Here is a 16726-nt window from a genome sequence, read left to right as displayed (position 1 = left end):
AATTATATATAGCTAAAACGCCGGTATCTGGCGAAAAAGTTATGACACGAAAAGGTACCGGAAGACCCTTTATCTGCGAACTCCTGGGGAAATCATGTTTACGGGTTATGGAAATTGCTATCGCCTGGATGCGCTAGAGCTGTCCGATGAACATGTCCAGAACAAACACCACTGGACGTACAAGACCATAGAACACTTCAAGGCCATCCTCGGCCACCCCGAATTCCCCTGCCTGTTCGGACGCAAGGCGGTGGCCGCCGCCACCTGCCACATCGTCTTCGCCCGTGCCGAACAGCCGGCCAACGACATCGCCCGGGGGCTTGCCGACTACGTGCGGACCATCGGCCCGGTGCCGCTCAAGCAACGCATCGGCACGCCGTTGCTGGTGTTCCTCGAAGGCAGCGGCAACGGCACCCTGGCCGAGCAGCAGGGCCTGGCCTGGAAGGTACTCCAGCAGGTTCACGCGCGCGACCCGCAGCCCTGGCCGCAGGATGTGCCCCGCGACCCTCACGACACCCAGTGGTCGTTCTGCTTCGCCGGCATGCCGCTGTTCATCAACATGAGTTTCCCGGCGCACCGGCAGATGCGCAGTCGCAACCTGGGCAACAGCATCGCCTTCGTCATCAACCCCCGGGAAAGCTTCGACGAAGTGGCCAGTGCCCGCACCGAAAGCGGCCAACGCATCCGCGCCCGAATCCGCGAGCGGGTGGCGCGCTACAACGACGGCGTGGTGCCCGACAGCCTAGGCTTCTTCGGCCAGGACGACAACTTCGAATGGAAGCAATACCAACTTCAGGAAGCCGGCTCGCTGCAACCGTCGCGTTGCCCCTTCCATGCCCATGCAACGCCTGAAAACCTGATCGAGAACTGAACGTGAATACCGCACTGACTGCCACTTACGCCCTCACCGTCCTGCTGCTGATCGCCACGCCTGGCCCAGTGGTGGCCTTGATCGTCAACACCGCCGCCGCGTCCGGCTCGCGCAAGGCGCTGTTCACCGCCGTCGGCACCAACTGGGCATCGCTGGTGCTGATCGGCGCCGCGGCCTGGATCATCATGACCAGCGCGGCCATCGACAAGAACTGGCTCAGCGGCATGAGCCTGCTGGGCTGCCTGTTCATCGGCTACATCGCCGTGGGCACCTTGCGCGAGGCCCTGCAGCAGGCGCCGGCAGCCAGCGAAGACACGGCGACGCCGGCCAAGCCTGGGCGTGGCGGCCTATGGCAGGGGTTCATGGTCGGCATCTCCAACCCCAAGGACATCATTTTCTTCATTTCCTTCTTCCCACAGTTCATCCAGATCACCGAGTCATTCGAAAAGAGCATGGTGGTGCTGTCGCTGCTGTGGATCTTCATCGATTTCGCCGTGCTCAGCCTGTACATCTTCGCCATCGGCAAGATCGCCTCGCAGCGCAGCAACCGCCTGATCAGCCTGGCCTCGGGTATCGCTCTGCTGCTGATCGCGGCCGGTGGCCTCATCTACAACCTGCGGGAACTGGCCGCCTGAGCCACGCCCCGAGCCGAAAGGAGCGCCCATGAAAACGATCGACACTGCTACCGTGGGCCGTCCCTTCGCACTGCAGCGGGACTACCAGCGCTTCCTGCTGCTGGGCGGTCGGCGCGCGCCACAAACCCTGTACGTACACGAGCGGGGCTACCGTTCCGGCACCATCAACACCGACGCCCTGGGCCTGCGCTACAGCCACTGCGCGGGTAAGCGCTTCTCGGTGGCCGAGCGCGGTGGCACGGCGCAGGTCAACCTGCTGGTGGGAGGCTCCACGGCGCTGGGCATCGGTGCAAGCTCCGACGAGCATACGGTCGCATCCTACCTGTCGATGCTCACCGGCGAAGTGTGGCTGAGCCTGGCAGGCTGCGGTCTGAATGCCACCCAGGAGTTGCTGATGTTCCTCACCCACCAGCACCGCCTCGGCCAGGTCGGCCATGTGGTGCTGCTCAGCGGCCTGAACACCCTGGCGCACGAGGCGCTGGGCGAAGTGCTCGGCGCCGAGCACGAACAACCGCAGGCCAAGCCCTACCAAGACTACCTCAACAGTTTCAATGAAGGCGTGCAGCGCCACGAGCCTCCAGGTCGCGAATCACTCTGGCAGCGCCTGGGGCAGGCCCTGGCGCCACGTCGTGACGAACGCCCCGCGCCCCTGGCTGCGCTGTCGGCACCGGACAAGCGGATGATTCGCGCCGCCGACACCATCGGTCGCACCCTGCGTCAGTGGGAGCGCCTGCTGGCAGACAGCCACACCACCCTCACCTTCATCCTCCAACCGCTGTTGCCCTGGTGCCGCGAGCAGGCGCCTGCCGGTGAACAGGCGATGCTCGCGGCTCTAGAGCGTCAGCCGGCGAACTTCGACGCGCTGCTGGCCGGGGTGTTCGACAGCCAGCTGCACGGTGCCTTCTTCCGTCGCATCAAGAGCCAGGCCGAACCTGTGCCCTGCTACGACATGAACTGCATGCTCAGCAGTTCGCCGGTGTTCGCTGAGAACCTGTTCGTCGACCGCCTGCATTTCAACGACCTGGGCAACAATGCCCTGGCCAAGGTGATCACCGCCAAACTAGGACTGGCCCAGGAAAAGTACAGCCCACGCAAGCTCACCCCGATCAAGCTCGTCTGACAGCCGAGCAATGGTCTTTCGGCCAATGCCCAGGGATGGCTAGAATAGCGCCTCATCGCTTCCGATCCGCCTGAGGCATCGCATACCCGTCATGAACACCCCAGCCGCCCAAACGTCCTTGGCCGCCGTCCGCGCCCGGCCAACCCGCGAGGCCCGCCTGTGACTCGTGGTGCCCTGCTGCTCATCGCCCTGGCGCCGTTGACGGCGCAGGCGCTCGACGTGCGCATCGACCCCCATGCCGACCTGCTCTACCGCCAGGCCCTGCCGCTGCTGGAACAGGCCGACAGCGAAGACGACAGTGAAAGCCCGCTGCGCACCGCCGCCGACAACGACCCTGAGCTGAGTCGCCAAGGCCAGGCCATGGCCCGTACCCTGCCGACGGCCGTGGCGCTGCTGAAGAAGTCGGTCGCCCTCGGCCACCCGGTGGCCCAGTATCGCTTGGCCTTGTACTACATGACCTATCTGCCCGTGGCGCAGATCTCCGACGCCGCCTGCCCGTTGCTCGAGGCCAGCCTCAAGCAAGGCTTCGCCCCGCCAGCGACCGCCATCGCCAACTGGTGCCCGGCCTATAACGCCAGCCCGGCGTACCGCGAGGCGATGGAGGCGATCCCCAGCATGGCCACCCTGTACGCGCCCTACTACCCGCAGCCGGCCACGCGCCTGGCCTGCAACCGCACCCAGCCGCAAGGCCTGGAGATGCAGTGGGGTCGCCAACGCGACTACCAGGCCGAGGTGTACCGCCTGCTCGGCGACCTCGACCCACAACGTCGCCAGGTGTTGTTGCAAAAGGCTGTGGAGATCAACGGTTGCGTGGCGGCGCAGCAGCGGTTGACCAGCAACCGCTGATTCCCCAGCCCTGTCGCGGGGCAAGCACCCACAGGTGACGCCACGGGCCAAGCCCTGCAGGAGCGGGTTCGCCCCGCGATAGGGCCCTTGAACTGAGCAAGATCGTTCAAGCCATCCCCTGTCCCACCCAGGCATGCTGTCTTTCCCTGTCGACCCGTCATAGCCATCATGTCCAGCAGTCCCCCCCTCGCCCGCCAGGCGTTCCTCCAAGGCGCCATTGCCATCCTGCCGCTGTCCATCGCCGTCGCGCCCTGGGGGCTGCTGGCTGGCTCCATGGCCATAGAAGCCAACCTGAGCCCCTGGGAAGGCCAGGGTCTGTCGACGATCGTCTTCGCTGGCGCCGCGCAGTTGGTGGCGATCGGCATGCTCAAGGGCGGCGCCAGCCTGTTCTCGATCCTCCTGACCACCTTGCTGCTGACTTCCCAGCATTTGCTCTACGGGCTCTCCATGCGCCCCGTGCTGTCAGGCCTGCCGACCCGTTGGCGCCTGGGCCTGGGCTTTCTGCTGACCGACGAACTGTTCGCCCTGACCAGCCATCACGACCAGCAGCAGTTCAACCGTTGGTACGCCCTGGGCGTGGGCCTGACCTTCTACGTGGCGTGGAACCTGTTCACCCTGGCTGGCATCGTCCTCGGCCAGAATATTCCGCACCTGGACCAGTTGGGCCTGGACTTTTCCATCGTCGCCACCTTCGTCGCCCTGATCGCCCCGCTGGTGCGCAACCTGCCCACCATGGCGTGCGTGGCGGTGTCACTGTTCTGTTCGGTGCTGTTCAGCTACTGGCACTGGGAAACCGCACTGGTGGTCGCCGGCCTGCTGGGCATGGCCGCCGGGTTCGTCTGTCAGAAATGCTGGGGAGGCCGCTCATGATCTGGCTGGTGATCGTCGCCATGGGTGTGGTGGTTTTTCTCAACCGCTATGCCTTCATCGAACCACGCCTGCCCCTGCGGCTGAGCTCCAATGCCCGGCAGTTCCTCGGCTTCGCGGTCCCCGGCATGCTCACGGCGATCTGCGGGCCGATCATCTTCCTGCCAGGGCACGAACTGAACCTCGACCCGCTCAACCCCTACCTGCTCGGCGCGCTGGTGGCCATCGCCCTGGTGCTGTTGACCCGCAGCGTATTGCTGAGCATGCTGGCGAGCATGCTGATTTTCTTCCTTCTGCGCAGCTGGCTATGAGCACGCCCCTGCGCGAACAGATCCACCTCTGGCAGGCACCGGCTTTGGGCGATGTGGAGATGCTCCACGCCCGTTACATTCAGCAGCGTTTCGCCCCGCACGTGCATGAAGGCTATGTGTTCACGGTGATCGAGTCCGGCGCCCAGCGCTTCTGGCACCGCGGCAGCGAGCACCTGGCGCCGGTGGGCAGCATGGTGATGATCAACCCCGACGAACTGCACACCGGCGCCACCGCCCACGTGGCTGGCTGGCGCTACCGTGCGGTCTACCCCGACTGCGAGCGGGTCACCGGAGTGCTGGACGAGCTGGAGCTGGGCGGCGGCATGCCCTATTTCAGCCAGAGCGTGATTCAGGACCCGTTCCTGGCCGCGACCTTCAGCCAACTGCACCAACTGTCCGAAAACGCTGCCAGCGCCCTGGAGCAGCAAACGGCCTGGCGCCATGCCATCCTCGCCCTGGTGCAGCGCCATGGCCGCGGCGGCGAGGTCCGGCCGGCCGGCAACGAACCGCTTGCCGTAGCCCGCGCCCGCGAGCTGCTGGAAAGCCGACTGGCCGACCCGCCTTCGCTGGAAGCCCTGGCCAGCGCGGTGAACCTTTCGCCCTTCCACTTCGCTCGGGTGTTCCGCCAGGCCACCGGCCTGCCGCCGCATGCCTGGCTCAAGCAACGCCGCCTGGTGCGTGCGCGGGAACTGCTGAAAAGCGGCGTGCCGGCACTGGAGGTGGCCTTTGCCCTGGGCTTCTCCGACCAGAGCCACCTCAACCGCCAATTCAAGCAGGCCTATGGGGTGACACCTGGCACGTATCGCCAGGCCTGCCTGCTGAGCGCCTGACTTCGCCCCTAGCCCTCTGGAGGCGACGCCTCCAGCTTGCCCCTGAAATGCCAACGCAGAGGGGCGGCGAACAGCATAAAGGTCATCCAGACGAAGGTCGCCGGCCCCACCAGCAGGTACACCAGACTGGCCACCAAACCGGACATGGCGTCACCCAGCACTGCGGTGAAGTAGTAGAGGGAAAAGTTGCGCCCCACCTCATGATCGGCCGACAGGCATTGGATATTGGTCACGATGGCGATGTCGACGAAGGCCCCGACAAAGCCGACAGCGAAAAGGATCATCAGGAACAACCAGGCCTGGTACTCCAAGGCAAGCGCAGCGGCGAGGAACAGGGCGCCATATAGCGCCCAATAGCGCACGACCAGCCGCGCGGTGGTGCGTTTATTGAAGCGGGTATAGAGCATGCCGCCCAGCACCGTGCCCGCCGCCAGCAAGGCGAACACGTAGCCGACCGCAGCTTCGGAGCCGAACCGTTCGAGCACCGAGGCAGGCAGGATGAAGCGAATGACGGAAGTGGCGAACATCGCGCACAAGGTGGTGCAACCGATGACTGCGAACAACGGTGCGTTACCGCCTCGCAACTGCCCGACACTACGCGCCGCGTCACGCACCAGCGCCAGGCCGTCGAACGCTACCCTTGGTTGACGCGCGCCTACCGCCAATGTGGCGATGCACGCCACCGACAACAACAGGCACAGGCCGAAGAACAGAAAGGTCGCGGTGCTGGACCAGCCCAGCGCCAACGCCGAGAACACCAGCGGGCCGATGATCGAGGCAGCGTCCTCGATCACCTGCACGGCGCTGTTCACCGCTGGCAGTTCATCCTTGTCGACCAGTTCGGGGAAGTAGGCGCGGAAGGTTGGCACGTACAGGCAGTCCAGCGCGGTCATCAGCATCGCCAGGATGATCACCACGGCCAGGTTCGGCGTGTACAGTGCAAATACCCCGAAGAACACCAAGGCCAGTACGCTCTTGGCCAACTCCACGCTCAGCAGGGTGCGCTTTTTCTGGCCGTTGTCCGCCAGCCAGCCGCCCACCGGCGAACACAGTGCACTCGGCAGATAGCGCAGGCAGTAGACGATACCGATCTGCAGCAGGTCGGCGTCGGTCATCGCCACCACGGCGACCGCGAAGGCCGCCTCGAAGGCGAACTCGCCGCATTTGGAAAAGCAGTAGCCAACCGCCAGGCGCCGGGTCTGGGGGTTGAGGTTCAACGCGTGCATGTCCTTGCACCTCGTTCGGGAGGCCGTGTCGATGCCCGGGGCGGGCAATCCGAGGGAGTGAGAATAGGGGGAAACGCGCCCGGTGACGGGGGCCAAGCTGTTTCAAATTGTCTGAATGCCCGCCGCCATGGGGCGCGGCCGGGCAGGTCTGGCCAGCACTGCTACACTGACAGGGCTGAACGGAGGATCCCGCCATGTCCGAACGAGAGCTCACCACCCTCATCACGCTGATGAACCAGCGCCAGGCGTGCCTTAGCAGCGCCTGCAAGGAAATCGCCGACTGGATCGACCGGCAGGGCGATGTGCCCGCCGCCGGCAAGATCCGCGCCAGCCTCAAGGCGCTCGAAGCCGATGAAGCCCAGGTCCGCAAGACCCTGACCTCGCTCACCATCGACCGGCCGTTGCCGCGGTTTCGTAGCTGATCGAGCACCAAAATACAAAGGGACCGCTGCGCGCCCTTCCCGGGGCAAACCCGCGAGGGAGTGCGCAGCGGTCCCTTGCCTCAACTCAACCGACGATCAATGCATGTGCGCGTGGTCGTGCTCGCCCATCTCGGCGTTCAGCGCCTTGACCTGCGCCTTGACCTCGACGGTCTGCTTCTGCCCTTTGCCATCCTCAATGGTCAGGGTCAATGGCACCTGCTCACCTTCCTTGACCTGCCCGTTCAACCCCATGAGCATCACGTGGTAGCCATTCGGGTCGAGGGTCACCGCCTTGCCGGCAGGCAATTCGACGGCCTTCACCTCACGCATGCCCATCACGTCGCCGCTCATGGTCATTTCGTGGACCTGCACGGTCTTGGCCACCGGCGAGGCCACGCCTACCAGTTGGCTGTCGCTGCTGGCGGTCAGGGTCAGGAAGGCACCGGTGGACTGCTGGTGCGGCACACTGGCGCGCACCCAGGCGTCGCTTACGGTGGTTTCGGCCAGTGCCGGCAGCGCCAGGCCCAGCAGTGCCAGGGCGGCCAGGCCGCGCTTGATCGGTTGCAGCGAAATTGCCATTAGCAAATCTCCATCAAAGTGCGCAGGTCTTCGGTGCATTCCTTGGCGTTCAGCGAATGCCCCAGGCTCAGGCGCAGGGTGCCACGGGTGTCGTAGACGTAGCTGGTGGACGAATGAGAGATGGTGTAGGTGTCGCCGGCCGGGACCTTCTCGTAGAACACCTTGAATTCGCGGGCCACCTCGTCGATTTCCGCGGGGGTGCCGGTCAGGGCGACGAACGACGGGTCGAAGGCCTTGACGTAGGCGTCCAGCACTTCGGGGGTGTCGCGCTCCGGGTCCAGAGTGATGAACACCACCTGGAACAGGTCGCGATCACGACCGGTCAGCATCTTCCTGATCTGCGCCGCACGCGCCAAGGCGGTTGGGCAGACCGCCGGGCACTGGGTGAAACCGAAGAAGATCATCGGCATCGAGCCGTAGAAACTCGACAGGGTGCGCACGTTGCCTTGCGGGTCCTTGAGGCGGAAGGAGCGCCCGAGGATCTCGTTGCTCATGTTCTTGCCGTACTTGAAGTCCAGCCCCCGGGCGGGGTTGCACCCGGCCAGCAGGCCGAGGCCCAGCACGCCCATCCCGGCGACGACCGCGCGCCGGGTCAGTAGATCAGTCATGGAACCATCCTTTACAGGGAAGGTGCCGGCCCCTGGGCAGGGCCGGACGAAAAACCGGCGCATTCTGGCATGACACCCTCAGGCCATCCACCCGACCAAGGCGGGATGGGCCGCAAGCCCTTGATTTACGGGCTGCGGCCTGTTGTCGCAGGGGTTGAATCGGTAACAGATTGTTGCTAGGTGCAGCGTCAGTTTTGTCGCGTGTCCATACGCCTGGCGAGGGCGGCAACCGTAGAGGTCGGCTGGGAATAGGCAGGGTGCCAGGGCGGACGCAATCGCGGGGCAAGCCCGCTCCTACAGGTGCGGCGTCGCACCTCTAGGAGCGGGCTTGCCCCGCGAGAGGGTGTATCAGTAGTAGGCGTTTTCTTTCTGGGTGTGATCGGTCACGTCACGCACACCCTTGAGCTCCGGAATGCGCTCGAGCAGGGTGCGCTCGATGCCATCCTTCAGGGTCACGTCAGCCTGGCCGCAGCCCTGGCAACCACCGCCGAACTGCAGCACGGCGATGCCATCGTCGACCACGTCGACCAGGCTCACCTGGCCACCGTGGCTGGCCAGCCCCGGGTTGATCTCGGTTTGCAGGTAGTAGTTGATGCGCTCGTTGATCGGGCTGTCTTCGTTGACCATCGGCACCTTGGCGTTCGGCGCCTTGATGGTCAGCTGGCCGCCCATGCGGTCGGTCGCATAGTCGACCAGTGCGTCCTCGAGGAACGGCACACTGACGGCGTCCAGATAGGCGGTGAAGCTCTTCAGGCCCACCGGCTCGTCGTCGGGTTTTTCCTCGCCCGGCTTGCAGTAGGCGATGCAGGTCTCGGCGTACTGGGTGCCCGGCTGGGTGATGAAAATGCGGATGCCAATCCCAGGCGTGTTCTGCTTGGAGAGCAGATCGGCCAGGTAGTCATGGGCGGCATCGGTAATGGTTATAGCGCTCATGGAAGTTCCTCACAGACTTGCCGGCCAGTGTACGCCAAGCCGGCCTTCGAACAAAGTCCTAGCATTTGACTCGGGAAAGCGCCAACGCCTGGCCCTGCCCCCTTCGCGCCTGCAGCCAGGCGTGCATGCGCCGATAAAGGCCCCGTTCCAGCCAGTGGTAGCTGAACCACGACAATAGTCCGATTGACGGCACGCAGAAGGCGAACACCAGGTAGGGGTTCAAGGCCAGGCGCTGGCTGGCGAACCAGCCGCCATAGAGCACCAGCACGTGAATCAGGTACACCGAGTAGGAGCAGTCGCCCAGCGCCTTGAGCACCCGGTTACCCCGGAAATACGGCTCCAGGGCGACGAACGCCAACACCACCAGTGCGCTGGGCAGCCCCCAGTGCAGCAGGCGCTGGGAGGCATCCAGGTGATACAGCGCGTAGCCCGCCATGGCCAACACCGCCAGCGGCAGCCACAGCCCCTCGCGGATCATGCCTCGGCGGTACAGCACGCCCAGGGCAATGCCCAGCAGGAACTCGTAGATGATGCCGTTGTTGTAGAAGCGGCTGAGCACACCCAACCGACCCAACACCTCGCTGACCAGCAGCAGTGCGGCGGTGACCAACACCAGGTGATGACGCTGGCGCACCAGGAACGCCAACCCGAACAGCAGGTAGAAGAACATCTCGAAGTTCAGCGTCCAGCCCACGTTGAGTGTCGGGTAAAGGCCATAGCCGCCGGGGTTCTCCGCCGGCACGAACAGCAGCGACAGCAGCAGGTGCTGCCATTCGAACACCTGGTGCGGCATCCAACGGCTGGCGACCAGCAACAGCAGGGCCATGAGCAGGGTGTAGAACCAGTACGCGGGCACGATGCGCAGGGCGCGGTTGAGCAGGAACTGACGCGGGGCGATGTCCTTGTCGCGGGTCGAGAGGTAGATCACCAGCCCACTGATCACGAAGAAGATGTCGACGCCCACGGCGCCTCTTTCGGAGAGTAGGCGGCCAACGGGGCCTTTGGCGTTGAAGTCGAAGAAGATCTGCATGAAGTGGTGGCAGACCACCAGCCAGGCAGCGAAGGCACGGAGAGCCTGAAGCGAATACAGCATGGGTTGTCCTGCGGTTTTCGGTGCATTCAGGTTCCGGTGGTACGCCCGGGACGAGCGCCGCGCGCTCGATCGCGGGGCAAGCCCGCTCCGACAGGGATTGCCGGGCTGCAACCGGAACCACTCGACAGTCCGACCGCAGGATGCCGGGAAAGGTCAGGCGCCTTTCCCGGCAATCGATCAGAGGTTCTCGTAGCGGTTCATGTCCAGCACCCCCGCCTCCACTGGCTGGGTTTGCTTGATGAAGGTGTTCAGGTCATGGAAGTAGCGCCAGAACTCGGGGTGGCTGCGGCGCACGCCCCAGCGCTGGACGACGCGCTCGAACTTGGCCGAGTCGTCGCGCGCAGCCTCCATGTCCTCGACGAACTCCGGCACATCGCCTGCCGGAATGTTGAACATGAAGTTCGGGTAGCTGCTGAGCACACCCGGCACCAGGGTCAGGGTGTCCAACCCCGGCTGGTAGCGGTACGCCTCGCCGAGCAGAAACGCCACGTTGCTGTGGGCACGGTTGCGCAGCAGGCTGTAGACCTGGCGCTGACCGCCCTGCCCTTCGATGCGCAGCATGGTCGCCTCAGGCAGCTGACCGATCACTTTCAGCCCTGCCGCCGGGCGCGATACCAGACGGCTCAGGCTCTGCTCGACGTCGCGGAACTCCGGGGTCATCTGCGGCCGCGAGCAGTAGGCGCCGGTGCAGCGGTTGATCGGGTCGGGCGTGGCGTTGAGGCTGCCGACACGCTGCAACAGCTTAAGGCCGAAGTCGCGGCGCGGGTTGTGCTCACTCAGCGCCAGGCCACTCGGCGTGCGGGTGTCGATGTCGGTGTAGTCGAGCCACATCTTCACCTTGCCGCTGTTCTGGTACCAGTCGCTGAGGATCGCGCCGCGCTTGTCGGCCGGCATCAGGCGCAGGAAGTTGACCTCGGCGCCATTGCGGATCAGGTCGAAGTACAGGCGCGTCTGCAACTGGTGCGAGACGTTGCCGAACACGTCGAAGTTCACCGCCAGCTGGTAGTAGGTGCGCTCGAACAGTGGGTAGTCGAACAGCCAAGTGGTCAGCGGCACGTCACCGATCAGGCCCTTGGTCACCGAGGCGCTGTCGAAGTGACGGAAGATCGTCAGCAGCGCGTTGTCATTGCCCGCCCACAGGGTCGACCAACTCGGTGGCGGGAGCTCGGCGTAGGCTTCCCGGCGCAGCTTCTCGTATTCGTTGCGCTTGTCGCGGTAGGCGTGCCACAGGCTCAGGACGCTGCCCACGTCGTCGATCTGCCCCGGCATGGCCAGCAGCGGCGTGGCCTCGCCACGGTAGGTGGCATCGGTGACGTAGCGGTCGTGGGCCGGTTCCTGGAACAGTGCCCAGAAATTGTCGCGAATCACGTCGGTGGCGATCTGCCCACGGCAGACCGGGCCACGGATGAACGTGCGCACGAAGTATTCGGCGTTGTCCAACATGAACTGGTAGCGCGCCACCGCCGGGATCGCCTCGAAGGTCTCGAACGGGTTGGCCCGGTGCCGTGGGCCATAGCCGGGCAGCGATGTGGCGTGCCAGTCACCGCTGTAGAACAGCTGCTTGACCCGCTTGAGCTTCTGCGGGCCCATCGGGTAGGTGATATGGGTCTTGTGCACGATCACGCCCGCGACCGGTACCAGGCGATAGTAGAAATCGGTGCCTGGCGGGTCGTTCGGCCGGCGCGTGGCGATCAGGTCCACCGGCTGGCCGCTTGGCGTGCGCGAACGCACCCACTGGAAGAAGTGGCCAGGCTCGCCGCCGACGAAGTGGATGTGCGCGAGGAACAGGTGCTCGTACAGCCAGCGACCCACCAGCGCCTCGGTGGCGCCTGGGCGGTTGAGCAGCTCCTCCCAGTCGGCGATCTGCCGGGCTTCGCTCGGGCTCGGCAGAATCGCCTGCGACTCCACCGGCGCGCCCGCCGCCAGCCAACGCTGCAGGGTCTGGTACTCCTGGTCGGTCAAGCCGGTCACCGCCAGCGGCATGCCCTCCTTGGGGTGGGCGCCGGCATAGGCGTCGAACTCGTGGGGCAAGGGGCACATGTTGTTGCGGTTCAGCCCCAGGACGATCTCCTCGGGCAGCTTGGCGTTGGGCGTGAGCGGGGTCCTGTGGCCCAGTTCGAGCATGCGTGCCATCAGCGCCGCCTGGCTGCCTTGGGCATCGAGCACCGAATAGAAGCCCTTCTTGCGCCAGGCCTCTTCCCCCTGGGCGTCATAGAACAGTCGCGTGGTGGGCACCGCCTGGCTGCGTTCGCCCTGGTACACCGGCACCTTGGAGGCGCCGCGCTCGGCACCCTCGGCGCTGCCCAGGTTGAGTTGGCAGGCGGCGTCGTTGCACGCGTGGCAAGCCACGCATTTCTCGGTGAAGATGGGTTGGATGTCCCGGGCATAGGAGATTGCCGGGCTGGATTGCGGGGCTTGCCCGACCGCCACGCCGCTGATGAGCAGGGCGAAGGCGCCGGCAAGAAAACGATGCACCATGTGCCGAATGTCCTGATTCTTGATAGCTGTCACGATTTGCCTACCTGTCCTTGGGCGGCCCTGGGTTGCCGGGCCTGTGTGCGCGGCAACATGAATCAAATTCATGAGTTTTGCCGAAACGCCTAAAATCCGTGCAGCTTTGTTATTATTCCGCACCTTCTGATATTTGCCCGACCAGGTAGTTCCTATGTCCGACCGCAGCGCTCGTCTCCAAGCACTCCAGCATGCCCTCAAGGAGCGCATACTGATCCTCGACGGCGGCATGGGTACTATGATCCAGAGCTACCGCCTGGAGGAACCCGACTATCGTGGCACGCGCTTCGCCGATTGGCCAAGCGACGTGAAAGGCAACAACGACCTGCTGCTGCTGACCCAGCCCGACGTCATCGCCGCCATCGAGAAAGCCTACCTGGACGCCGGCGCCGATATCCTCGAGACCAACACCTTCAACGCCACGCAGATTTCCCAGGCCGACTATGGCATGGAGTCGCTGGTGTACGAGCTCAACGTCGAAGGCGCGCGCATCGCCCGCCAGGTGGCCGACGCCAAGACCCTGGAAACCCCGGACAAGCCACGTTTCGTCGCTGGCGTGCTCGGCCCCACCAGCCGAACCTGCTCGATTTCCCCCGACGTCAACGACCCCGGCTACCGTAACGTCACCTTCGACGAGTTGGTGGAAAACTACATCGAGGCCACCCGTGGCCTGATCGAAGGCGGCGCCGACCTGATCCTGATCGAGACCATCTTCGACACCCTGAACGCCAAGGCAGCGATCTTCGCCGTGCAGCAGGTGTTCGAGGAAGACGGCCTGGAACTGCCGATCATGATCTCCGGCACCATCACCGATGCCTCCGGCCGTACCCTGTCGGGTCAAACCACCGAGGCGTTCTGGAACTCGGTGCGCCATGCCAAGCCGATCTCCGTGGGCCTAAACTGCGCCCTTGGCGCCAAGGACCTGCGCCCGTACCTGGAAGAACTCTCGACCAAGGCCGACACCCATGTGTCCGCGCACCCCAACGCCGGCCTGCCCAACGCCTTCGGCGAATACGACGAGACCCCGGCGGAAATGGCCGCCGTGGTCGAGGAGTTCGCCGCCAGCGGCTTCCTCAACATCATCGGCGGCTGCTGCGGCACCACCCCGCCGCACATCCAGGCGATCGCCGAGGCCGTGGCCAAGTACAAGCCACGGGCCATTCCAGACATCCCCAAGGCCTGCCGCCTGTCCGGTCTGGAGCCGTTCACCATCGATCGCCAGTCGCTGTTCGTCAACGTCGGCGAGCGCACCAACATCACCGGTTCCGCCAAGTTCGCCCGACTGATCCGCGAGGAGAACTACACCGAGGCCCTGGAAGTCGCCCTGCAACAGGTCGAGGCCGGCGCCCAGGTGATCGACATCAACATGGACGAAGGGATGCTCGACTCCCAGGCCGCCATGGTCCGCTTCCTCAACCTGATCGCCGGTGAACCGGACATCTCCCGGGTGCCGATCATGATCGACTCCTCCAAGTGGGAGGTGATCGAAGCGGGCCTCAAATGCATCCAGGGCAAGGGCATCGTCAACTCGATCTCCATGAAGGAAGGCGTCGAGCAGTTCAAGCACCACGCCCGCCTGTGCAAGCGCTACGGCGCCGCCGTGGTGGTGATGGCCTTCGACGAGGCCGGCCAGGCCGACACCGCCGCGCGCAAGAAGGAAATCTGCCAGCGCAGCTACGACATCCTGGTCAACGAAGTGGGCTTCCCGCCGGAAGACATCATCTTCGACCCGAACATCTTCGCCGTGGCCACCGGCATCGAGGAACACAACAACTACGCCGTGGACTTCATCGAAGCCTGCGCCTATATCCGTGACCACCTGCCCCATGCCCTTAGCTCGGGTGGCGTGTCCAACGTGTCGTTCTCCTTCCGTGGCAACAACCCGGTCCGCGAGGCGATCCACTCGGTGTTCCTGTTCCACGCCATTCGCAATGGCCTGACCATGGGCATCGTCAACGCCGGCCAGTTGGAGATCTACGACGAGATCCCCGCCGCCCTGCGCGACAAGGTCGAGGACGTGGTGCTCAACCGCACCCCCGAAGGCACCGACGCCCTGCTGGCGATCGCCGACGACTACAAGGGTGGCGGCGCCACCAAGGAAGTCGAGGACGAAGCCTGGCGCGCCATGCCCGTGGCCAAGCGCCTGGAGCATGCCCTGGTCAAGGGCATCACCGCGCACATCGTCGAGGACACCGAGGAATGCCGCCAGCAGTGCGCGCGCCCCATCGAGGTCATCGAAGGCCCGCTGATGAGTGGCATGAACGTGGTCGGCGACCTGTTCGGCGCCGGCAAGATGTTCCTGCCCCAGGTGGTGAAATCGGCCCGCGTGATGAAGCAGGCGGTGGCCCACCTGATCCCGTTCATCGAAGCCGAAAAAGGCGACAAGCCCGAGGCCAAGGGCAAGATTCTCATGGCCACGGTCAAAGGCGACGTGCACGACATCGGCAAGAACATCGTCGGCGTGGTGCTCGGCTGCAACGGTTACGACATCGTCGACATGGGCGTGATGGTGCCGGCCGAGAAGATCCTGCAGACCGCGCGCGACGAGAAGTGCGACATCATCGGCCTGTCCGGCCTGATCACCCCGTCGCTGGACGAGATGGTCCACGTCGCCCGCGAGATGCAGCGCCAAGGCTTCGAGCTGCCGCTGATGATCGGTGGCGCCACCACCTCCAAGGCGCACACTGCGGTGAAGATCGAACCCAAGTACTCCAACGACGCGGTGGTCTACGTCACCGACGCCTCGCGCGCCGTGGGCGTGGCCACCCAGCTGCTGTCCAAGGAACTCAAGCCCGGCTTCGTCGAGAAAACCCGCCAGGAATACGTCGAGGTGCGCGAACGCACCGCCAACCGCAGTGCCCGCACCGAACGCCTGAGCTACAACCAGGCCATCGCTGCCAAGCCACAGTACGACTGGGCCAGCTACACCCCGGCGCTACCCTCCTTCACCGGCGTCAAGGTGCTCGACGACATCGACCTGCGGGTATTGGCCGAGTACATCGACTGGACGCCGTTCTTCATCTCCTGGGACCTAGCCGGCAAGTTCCCGCGCATCCTCACCGACGAAGTGGTCGGCGAGGCCGCCACGGCGCTGTACAAGGACGCCCGCGAGATGCTCGACAAGCTGATCGACGAGAAACTCATCAGCGCCCGCGCGGTGTTCGGCTTCTGGCCGGCCAACCAGGTCGCCCATGACGACATCGAGGTCTACGGCGATGACGGCCAGCCGTTGGCCACCCTGCACCACCTGCGCCAGCAGACCATCAAGCCCGACGGCAAGCCGAACTGGTCGCTGGCCGACTTCGTCGCACCGAAGGACAGCGGCGTCACCGACTACGTCGGTGGCTTCATCACCACCGCCGGCATCGGCGCCGAAGAAGTGGCCAAGGCCTACCAGGACAAGGGCGACGACTACAGTTCGATCATGGTCAAAGCCCTGGCCGACCGGCTGGCCGAGGCCTGCGCCGAATGGCTGCATGAGCGGGTGCGCAAGGAGTACTGGGGTTATGCCCGCGACGAACAGTTGGACAACGAGGCGCTGATCAAGGAGCAGTACAGCGGCATCCGCCCTGCCCCTGGCTACCCGGCCTGCCCGGACCACACCGAGAAAGAGACCCTGTTCCGCCTGCTCGACGGCAGCGCCATCGGCGAGACCGGCCCGAGCGGGGTGTTCCTCACCGAGCACTTCGCCATGTTCCCGGCGGCGGCGGTCAGCGGCTGGTACTTCGCCCACCCGCAAGCCCAGTATTTCGCCGTCGGCAAGGTGGACAAGGACCAGGTCGAGCGCTACAGCGCGCGTAAAGGCCAGGACCTGGCGGTGACCGAGCGTTGGCTGGCGCCTAACCTTGGGTACGAAGGCTGAGGTCGAGACGGC

At 64.8% G+C, this 16726-nt stretch carries 15 protein-coding genes; 9 read left to right on the top strand and 6 right to left on the bottom strand.

All coding sequences use genetic code 11. From position 1 onward, the window contains the following. Positions 1-94 precede the first annotated feature (94 nt). The 7 genes from P0Y43_RS02620 (at position 95) to P0Y43_RS02590 (ending at position 5480) form a co-directional block, all read left to right on the top strand. Positions 95-871, top strand: a complete 777-nt coding sequence (locus tag P0Y43_RS02620; protein ID WP_275635738.1) for a YqcI/YcgG family protein — start codon at positions 95-97, stop codon at positions 869-871. 2 nt (positions 872-873) lie between these two features. Further along, entirely contained in the window at positions 874-1506 is a 633-nt protein-coding gene (locus P0Y43_RS02615; protein WP_275635737.1) for a LysE family translocator, read from the top strand. A 28-nt stretch (positions 1507-1534) separates the two neighbouring features. Continuing rightward, on the top strand, positions 1535-2626 hold the full coding sequence (locus tag P0Y43_RS02610; protein WP_275635736.1) for a hypothetical protein: 1092 nt from the start codon (positions 1535-1537) through the stop codon (positions 2624-2626). 159 nt (positions 2627-2785) lie between these two features. Beyond that, positions 2786-3472: a sel1 repeat family protein gene (locus P0Y43_RS02605; RefSeq protein ID WP_275635735.1), complete on the top strand. Its 687-nt coding sequence runs from the start codon at positions 2786-2788 to the stop codon at positions 3470-3472. A gap of 168 nt (positions 3473-3640) precedes the next feature. Beyond that, a complete protein-coding gene (locus tag P0Y43_RS02600; RefSeq protein WP_275635734.1) occupies positions 3641-4342 on the top strand; it encodes an AzlC family ABC transporter permease in 702 nt (233 codons plus the stop codon). Beyond that, the gene (locus tag P0Y43_RS02595; RefSeq protein ID WP_275635733.1) at positions 4339-4650 is read left to right on the top strand and encodes an AzlD domain-containing protein; all 312 of its coding nucleotides are present in this window, start codon (positions 4339-4341) and stop codon (positions 4648-4650) included. Before P0Y43_RS02600 ends, P0Y43_RS02595 begins: the two co-directional genes overlap by 4 nt. Beyond that, positions 4647-5480, top strand: coding sequence for an AraC family transcriptional regulator (locus P0Y43_RS02590; protein ID WP_275635732.1), 834 nt, complete (start codon positions 4647-4649; stop codon positions 5478-5480). Before P0Y43_RS02595 ends, P0Y43_RS02590 begins: the two co-directional genes overlap by 4 nt. Positions 5481-5488: 8 nt before the next feature. On the opposite strand, the gene P0Y43_RS02585 is transcribed toward P0Y43_RS02590, so the two are convergent. Then, positions 5489-6706, bottom strand: coding sequence for an MFS transporter (locus P0Y43_RS02585; RefSeq protein WP_275635731.1), 1218 nt, complete (start codon positions 6704-6706; stop codon positions 5489-5491). 194 nt (positions 6707-6900) lie between these two features. On the opposite strand from P0Y43_RS02585, the gene P0Y43_RS02580 reads away from it, so the two are divergent. Beyond that, positions 6901-7128 (top strand): hypothetical protein, encoded by a 228-nt coding sequence (locus P0Y43_RS02580; RefSeq protein WP_275635730.1) that lies wholly within the window; start codon positions 6901-6903, stop codon positions 7126-7128. Positions 7129-7224: 96 nt separating this feature from the next. Here the strand turns inward: P0Y43_RS02580 and P0Y43_RS02575 are convergent, their stop codons facing one another. The 5 genes from P0Y43_RS02575 to P0Y43_RS02555 all read right to left on the bottom strand — a co-directional run bounded on the left by P0Y43_RS02575 (position 7225) and on the right by P0Y43_RS02555 (position 12819). Beyond that, positions 7225-7701, bottom strand: coding sequence for a copper chaperone PCu(A)C (locus P0Y43_RS02575; protein ID WP_275635812.1), 477 nt, complete (start codon positions 7699-7701; stop codon positions 7225-7227). 5 nt (positions 7702-7706) lie between these two features. Further along, a complete protein-coding gene (locus tag P0Y43_RS02570) occupies positions 7707-8315 on the bottom strand; it encodes an SCO family protein (protein ID WP_275635729.1) in 609 nt (202 codons plus the stop codon). A 348-nt stretch (positions 8316-8663) separates the two neighbouring features. Beyond that, on the bottom strand, positions 8664-9248 hold the full coding sequence (nfuA, locus tag P0Y43_RS02565; RefSeq protein ID WP_138217419.1) for a Fe-S biogenesis protein NfuA: 585 nt from the start codon (positions 9246-9248) through the stop codon (positions 8664-8666). A gap of 58 nt (positions 9249-9306) precedes the next feature. After that, positions 9307-10341, bottom strand: coding sequence for an acyltransferase family protein (locus P0Y43_RS02560; protein ID WP_275635728.1), 1035 nt, complete (start codon positions 10339-10341; stop codon positions 9307-9309). Between the two features lie 177 nt (positions 10342-10518). After that, the gene (locus P0Y43_RS02555) at positions 10519-12819 is read right to left on the bottom strand and encodes a fatty acid cis/trans isomerase (RefSeq protein WP_275635727.1); all 2301 of its coding nucleotides are present in this window, start codon (positions 12817-12819) and stop codon (positions 10519-10521) included. 187 nt (positions 12820-13006) lie between these two features. Here P0Y43_RS02555 and metH point away from each other — a divergent pair, with 187 nt between their 5' ends. After that, the gene (metH, locus tag P0Y43_RS02550; RefSeq protein WP_275635726.1) at positions 13007-16714 is read left to right on the top strand and encodes a methionine synthase; all 3708 of its coding nucleotides are present in this window, start codon (positions 13007-13009) and stop codon (positions 16712-16714) included. Positions 16715-16726 lie beyond the last annotated feature (12 nt).

It is taken from the genome of Pseudomonas entomophila (assembly GCF_029193575.1).
GTDB lineage: Bacteria > Pseudomonadota > Gammaproteobacteria > Pseudomonadales > Pseudomonadaceae > Aquipseudomonas > Aquipseudomonas entomophila_G.
Note: the sequence above shows the minus strand (reverse complement) of the source record. Positions and strands in the feature narration are given on the sequence as shown.